We start from the raw sequence: 6421 nt of genomic DNA on the forward strand, positions 1-6421 counted from the left end.
GGTAAGCAATCTCCCTCCAGAAGTTCGCAAGTTTGTCCCTTACCGCCTTTTGCGCGTTTAGCAGAAATAATTTTTGTTTTCACGAGTTTTTCACATTTAATCACTACACTAAAAATAACTGAACCTACTGAACTTTAGAGCCCAAAACTTCCTAGATAGTCAGGGAATAAATTTATGATGCAAGTCCAGCTTTATTTAGTTACCCATAGCATCTCCGAACTATTTGTTAAAGCTAGTAAATCTGGAAAAATGACTGCGAGCGAGTATTATAAACTAATAGCCACACTCGCAGAAGTTTCAATTAACGAAGAAGATTATCGTTCCGCGAAACGACTTATTCATGCCGTGCGTAGAGGATGGGTGCAAGTCGTGGGTATTGATGCGGCTGGGGAGAATAATACCAGCTGCTTGCCTAGCACAGGATATTAAAACAAAAAAAGACGCGATTATTCGCGCCTCTTCAAACTAAAAACTAATACCTGAATACCTTCTCAAGACTATAGTTTTGTGCCGCATTCAGGACAAAAATTATTACTACCCACATTCTTAGCACCGCAATTAGTGCAATAAATTAACTCGACGGCTTTCTCCAACTTCTTGCGTTCTGGCAAACCAATCATTTGAGAATTGCTCTTACCGGGTGCTACCATCGGATAGCAGTTTTCATCCCTCTTAACGCGGACATCGAGCAAGACGGGGCCATTGTGCGCCAGCATTTGGGCGATCGCATCCTTAAGTTCTGCTCGACGCGATACAACTATCCCCTTAATTCCATAGGCATCTGCCAGCTTCACAAAATCCGGCATTCCGACTTCCATATTAGAGGACGAGTAGCGCTCCTGATAGAATGCTTGCTGCCACTGGCGCACCATTCCCTGCCAACCATTATTTACGATTGCAATCTTGACATTTATACCATACTGTGCTAAAGTTCCGAGTTCCTGAATATTCATCTGCACGCTGGCATCACCGGCAACGCAGATCGCCTCTTCATTGGGCAGTGCCATCTTCACACCCATTGCCGCCGGTACACCGTAACCCATAGTGCCCAAACCAGCACTGGAAATCCAGCGACGCGGGCCTGTTTTGAGGAATTGCGCGGCCCACATTTGGTGCTGACCGACATCGGTAGTGTAGTAAGCATGAGGCGCTTGACGTCCCAACTCGGCAATTACTTCTTGGGGCGAAATAACATCCGGATATTCCGGCACAATCAAAGGATAATCTTCACGCCAGCGATCGATCCTTTGCAACCACTCCCTAGTTTGAGTGGCGTTGCCGGAAGCACCAGTTTCGTGACATCGACGCAGCACATCCATCAGCACCTGCCGCACATCGCCCACAATGGGAACTTCTGGAACCCGGTTTTTGCCAACTTCAGCAGGGTCAATATCGATATGAATTACCTTGGCGCGAGAAGCAAACTCATCCAACTTGCTGGCCACCCGATCGTCAAAACGAGCCCCCACAGCAATCAGCAAGTCGCACTCGCTCACGGCAAAGTTAGCATAAGCCGTCCCGTGCATCCCCAACATTCCCAAAGCGAGGGGATGGTTTTCGTCAAAAGCCCCCTTACCCATCAACGTTGTGGTCACCGGAATTTGGAACCGCTCAGCCAATTCCATAATTTCTGTATGGGCACCCGATGCGATCGCCCCACCTCCCACATACAGCAGAGGTTGCCGCGCTTCCCGAATCAAACTTACCGCTTGGTTAATTTGGCGGGGATTGCCCTTCACCGTCGGACGGTATCCAGGGATCTTCACCGAACCCGGTTCGACCGGCACGTAGTCAAACTCTTCCAATCCCACATCCTTGGGAACATCGATCAAAACCGGCCCCGGACGTCCCGTGCTGGCGATGTGGAATGCTTCCGCCACGATCCGCGCCATGTCTCTGGGGTCACGCACCACATAGGAATGCTTGACTATTGGCAGCGTAATGCCGTAGATATCCGTTTCCTGAAAAGCATCGGTGCCGATCGCCGCCCGACCCACCTGCCCGGTGATAATTACCATTGGAATCGAATCCATGTGTGCCGTGGCAATACCCGTTACCAGGTTAGTCGCTCCAGGGCCAGAAGTACCGAAGCAAACTCCCACCTGACCCGTAGCACGCGCATAGCCATCCGCCGCATGGGCAGCGCCTTGCTCGTGTCTGACCAGGATATGCTTTATGCCACCGGCAGCTTCGGCGCGGTACAGCTCATCGTAAATTGGGAGAATCGCACCCCCTGGGTAGCCAAAAATATGTTTGACGCCGTGGCGCTTGAGACTGTCAATTAGGGCGAAGCCACCGGTTGCACGCCTAACAGTCTCCTTCGATGTATTTTCTTCGCCACCACAGGATTCTCTTTGAGACACGGTTTGGGAAGACACGGAGAGGGCACCTCCAAATTGGGTAAGTCAATGTAGATCGGAAAATTGTATTTAATAATACTTTAGTATTTCGGATCGCAATCGATCGGGGTTGGAGCGGCGGCAAAATTTTGAGACCGCCACACCAGCCAATTCAATTGTGATACCTATTTCGGGAGAGAAAATTCCTGCTATGCGGCTTCGTAATATTTCTAAATCACATCTTGCAAGACATGGCGGGTATTCCGCCAAGCCCAAACCCCAGCCACGCAGACAAGTAGACTCATCCCCAAGAGAACTACGCGCAAACCCAGGTTAGCACCTCCTTCGTCGGCTCCCAAGAGATTGTTAAGGGCGTCGGTTAATGGTCCTGTAATGGCGAGAGGCAAACTCAGAGCGATGTTAACCGCATTGTTTTCAAAGCCAAACACAGTACCGCGCATATATTCTGGCGTTTGCTGTTGAATCACCGTCTGCATTGGCACGCCGATCAAAGCCGCTCCCACACCTAAGAATACACTTAAGCTCAAACCCAGCCAGATTTTGGTCGTTAAGGTAAACATGGCCAAAACAAAGCTCATAATAAAAAAACCGACCAACGGTAAGGGTTTGCTGTGCAGCCGATCGCCCCAATACCCTAAAATGCCCGCACCGAAGACCATTCCTATCCCAGCTGCCCCCAACAAGAAGCTAAATTCACCATTTTCGTTATTCAGACCGATTTGGGGTGCCAGTTCGATCGCCAACACCGTTAGCGCGGCAAACACTGAGTATAGAATCGTCAACTGTACCATAGCGTTACTTACCAGGCGGTTGTGCTTCAAATAGCGCAAGCCAGCCTTTAAATCGGTTAGGGGATGGACAGCAACCTGCTTATCCGCAATCCTTTTTTCTTTCGATCGCATGAATTGAATTATTACTGCTGACAGCAGGTACAATCCACCAACGAAGATTTCTCGACCGTAATCTCCCCCCCACTTGTGTGCCACATTGAGCATTGGGCTGCCAATAATCATACCCACAATCAGAGCGCCCATCGTTGATGCTGCAAATAAAGCATTCGCCGACATCAATTCTTCATGACGCACCACCAGCGGGATAGCCGCCTGCTCGGCGGGAGCAAAAAATTGCGTTACAGTCGAAATCGCAAACGTTAGCAACAACAAGATCAAAAACTGTTCTGGCTGTTTTGGTAGCAACGCCAGCACTATAATCAACAGCTCCCTAATTACATTGCTGGCGATCATCGTTTGCTTCTTGGAGAACCTGTCTACAAATATCCCAGCTCCCGATCCAAACAAAATCGCCGGCAGCGTGAACGCGACCATCGCCGCCGATCGCATAGAATTGCCAAAGCCCTGCTGTGCTTGTTCTTGATACTCTGCCACCAGGGAAATTAGCAAAATAAAGAAAACCTTATCCGCCACTTGGGACACGATCTGCCCAATCCACAGCGCCATAAAAGGTCTTTTTTTTAGTAGATTCCCAAACCCGTTACTAGAAGCAGTGGAAGGGTCAGTTGGAAACATAACAACGTTAATAACTGCAATTGACTAACACCAAGTTACCTGCTTTTCCCGCTTAGAGCTAGCTGGGGGAAGAGAGGGGAGGTGGGGGAGTGGGGAGGAAAGTCAAAAGTCACTCAGTCAAAAGTCACTCAGTCGAAAGTCAAAATTCCTCCCTTTTCCCTTTTCCCTAGTCCCGACGCCCTAGTCCCCAGTCCCTCTCTTCCCCATACCGCTCTAACAGCATAGTCAAAAATTGGGCTGCACTGAGACGTTTTCGCTGTTCGGATTTCCCGCATTCGGAGTGTATCCACCAACCGATCGTTGTCTGAGGCGATCGCCAAAGTTCCAAATGCGTCACTTCTGGGTCAGCATAGAAATTATCTTCCCCAGTTCCCAGTACAGCAGAACTCCAATGTGTAAAATAATCGTGGCTAAGTCGGTGAATGGGAAAGTTACCCCCCAAAGGTACACCCCAGCCATCTAAAGCGATAAACGCTTTCACATTACCTGTTAATGCCTGCCACATCCAAGCCGCTCCAATCGCACCAACAACACCAGCGCTGAAACTAATAAATACTAGCGGTACGGGCGATGAATTTCCATCAAGAGGATAGATACCGCAGTTGCCCAAAAATTGGAGGATGTGAAAGGCTGAGTATGCTGGGTATTCTTGAATCGGAAAAATCAGTATATTTTCGGTTGCTCTGCCGTTTGATAAATTACCCGACGATCGCCATAGCAATCCGTCAACAAAACTTTTCGTCAGATCCGGCTCGTGAATTCCAGGGCAAATAATCACGCTCATCAGCTTAACGCCACAGTCAGCGGTTTACAAAATTTTTTTTGCGCCACTACTTACCTTTGATTTTAGCTTGTGCATTATACAGCTTTTTCTCGAATCATCTATTTATATATACAATTTTTTATATTTTCAAAACTATGTAAACTAACCGCTGTCAGAGGATTATTTAGGGCATCCTGATATTAAGACCTTACCAATATTTGCTTCTCTTGTGATGCTTAGTAAAAAAAGAAACTATATATAAAATTTTTATGAAACCAAGAAAATTATCTAGCAGTCTGGAAATATCGGGGGATTCACCATGAGGAAATTCTCCTATGGGATGCTGCATCTGTGGCTAGCGATCGGAGTTTGCTTCTTAATCAGTACACTTCTTTTCTCGTCAGGTCTAAAGCTACAAAAAGAGCAAATTATTTTTAGCCAAATAATTTTAAGCGCAGAAATACTAACTCTAATTCTTTTGGCGAGCGCATTTTGCGTCGCTCAACTCGGCTGGCGGCGCGTCAAGGAACTGGAAGCAATCAACCAAGAACTGCAAAAAGAAATCGGCGATCGCAAGCAAGTTTTAGATGAATTATCGAAATCTAAGCACAAATACCAATCACTTGTCAACTGGATTGATGGAATTGTCTGGGAAGCCGATGCACAGACTAAAAAATTTACCTTTGTCAGCCAAAAAGCCGAGCGATTGCTGGGCTATCCGGTTAAAACTTGGTTTGAGGAGGCAAACTTCTGGAAAAACCATATCCATCCAGATGACCGAGAACAGGTACTTAACTTTTGCCATCAAAACATTCAAAGCAAAAAAGAATACGATTTGGAATATCGCACGATCGCAGCCGATGGGCGGGTAGTGTGGTTGAGGAATATTGTCACGGTAATTAGGTCGAGCGATCGACCAGTAAAAATACAGGGAGTGATGGTAGACATCACCGCACAAAAGCAAGCCCAAACAGCACTGCGAGCAAGCGAAGAACGCTATCGTCGCATCATCGAGACAGCTAACGAAGGGATCTGGGTTCTCGACGCCCAAAACCAAACAATCTTTGCTAACAAAAAAATGGCAGAAATGTTGGGTTATACCATTGAAGAAATGTTAGGTATGCCGATATTTGCGTTTACAGATGAAGAAAATCAAGCTGGTGCTGCTGCCAAAATGGAACGCCATCGACAATGTATTCAAGAACAATACGATTTTAAATTCCGCCGCAAAGATGGTTCTGACCTGTGGACAATTGTATCTGCCACTCCCATCTGCGATCGAGACGGGCAATACATAGGCACATTGGGAATGATTACCGACATCACCGAGCGCAAGCAAGCAGAGGCAGATCTGCAAGAAAGCGAAGAAAAATATCGGCTCCTATTCTCAAATGAGTTAGATGCCATTATTCTTTTTGATATAGAAACAGGTCTTTTTTTAGATGTAAATAATTCTTTTTTACAAATGTACGGATATAGCAAAGAAGAAGCCCTAAAACTGACACCAGCGGATGTAAGTACCGAAGTAGAAAACACTTATTCTGCCATCAACAAAGCCAGCATTACAGGCAGCGCACATATTTTTATTCGATGGCATAAGAAAAAAGATGGCACGGTATTTCCGGTTGAACTTTGTGCGGGAACATTTATTTGGAAGAGTCGCAAAGTACTGGAGTTTAGACTAACCGCGCTTTAAGGCGCGGTTAGTCTAAACTCCTAGCAATCCAAAACCCCTCAGCTTCTAGCTGAGTCAGAAAGAGCGATTAAATCAG

At 46.8% G+C, this 6421-nt stretch carries 5 protein-coding genes; 2 read left to right on the top strand and 3 right to left on the bottom strand.

Annotated elements, in window-relative coordinates; all coding sequences use genetic code 11:
- The first annotated feature begins 174 nt into the window (after positions 1 to 174).
- Positions 175 to 429 carry a hypothetical protein gene (locus H6G03_RS29315; protein ID WP_190472711.1) on the top strand — a complete coding sequence of 85 codons (255 nt, stop codon included), beginning with the start codon at positions 175 to 177 and terminating at the stop codon, positions 427 to 429.
- 68 nt (positions 430 to 497) lie between these two features.
- Here H6G03_RS29315 and ilvB read toward each other — a convergent pair whose 3' ends face one another.
- From ilvB to H6G03_RS29330, 3 genes are all read right to left on the bottom strand, one after another.
- Positions 498 to 2363, bottom strand: a complete 1866-nt coding sequence (gene ilvB, locus H6G03_RS29320) for a biosynthetic-type acetolactate synthase large subunit (protein WP_322111997.1) — start codon at positions 2361 to 2363, stop codon at positions 498 to 500.
- A gap of 206 nt (positions 2364 to 2569) precedes the next feature.
- The gene (locus H6G03_RS29325) at positions 2570 to 3886 is read right to left on the bottom strand and encodes an MFS transporter (protein WP_190472717.1); all 1317 of its coding nucleotides are present in this window, start codon (positions 3884 to 3886) and stop codon (positions 2570 to 2572) included.
- A 166-nt stretch (positions 3887 to 4052) separates the two neighbouring features.
- The gene (locus tag H6G03_RS29330) at positions 4053 to 4670 is read right to left on the bottom strand and encodes a hypothetical protein (RefSeq protein WP_190472720.1); all 618 of its coding nucleotides are present in this window, start codon (positions 4668 to 4670) and stop codon (positions 4053 to 4055) included.
- A 298-nt stretch (positions 4671 to 4968) separates the two neighbouring features.
- Here H6G03_RS29330 and H6G03_RS29335 point away from each other — a divergent pair, with 298 nt between their 5' ends.
- On the top strand, positions 4969 to 6345 hold the full coding sequence (locus tag H6G03_RS29335) for a PAS domain-containing protein (RefSeq protein WP_190472723.1): 1377 nt from the start codon (positions 4969 to 4971) through the stop codon (positions 6343 to 6345).
- The last annotated feature ends 76 nt before the right edge of the window (positions 6346 to 6421 follow it).

Source organism: Aerosakkonema funiforme FACHB-1375 (assembly GCF_014696265.1).
Classification (GTDB): Bacteria; Cyanobacteriota; Cyanobacteriia; order Cyanobacteriales; family Aerosakkonemataceae; genus Aerosakkonema; species Aerosakkonema funiforme_A.

Bases quoted from the DNA above. Each gene is read 5' to 3' on its own strand.
- H6G03_RS29330 (WP_190472720.1), bottom strand. From the start codon at position 4,670: ATGAGCGTGATTATTTGCCCTGGAATTCACGAGCCGGATCTGACGAAA.
- H6G03_RS29325 (WP_190472717.1), bottom strand. From the start codon at position 3,886: ATGTTTCCAACTGACCCTTCCACTGCTTCTAGTAACGGGTTTGGGAAT.
- H6G03_RS29335 (WP_190472723.1), top strand. From the start codon at position 4,969: ATGAGGAAATTCTCCTATGGGATGCTGCATCTGTGGCTAGCGATCGGA.
- H6G03_RS29315 (WP_190472711.1), top strand. From the start codon at position 175: ATGATGCAAGTCCAGCTTTATTTAGTTACCCATAGCATCTCCGAACTA.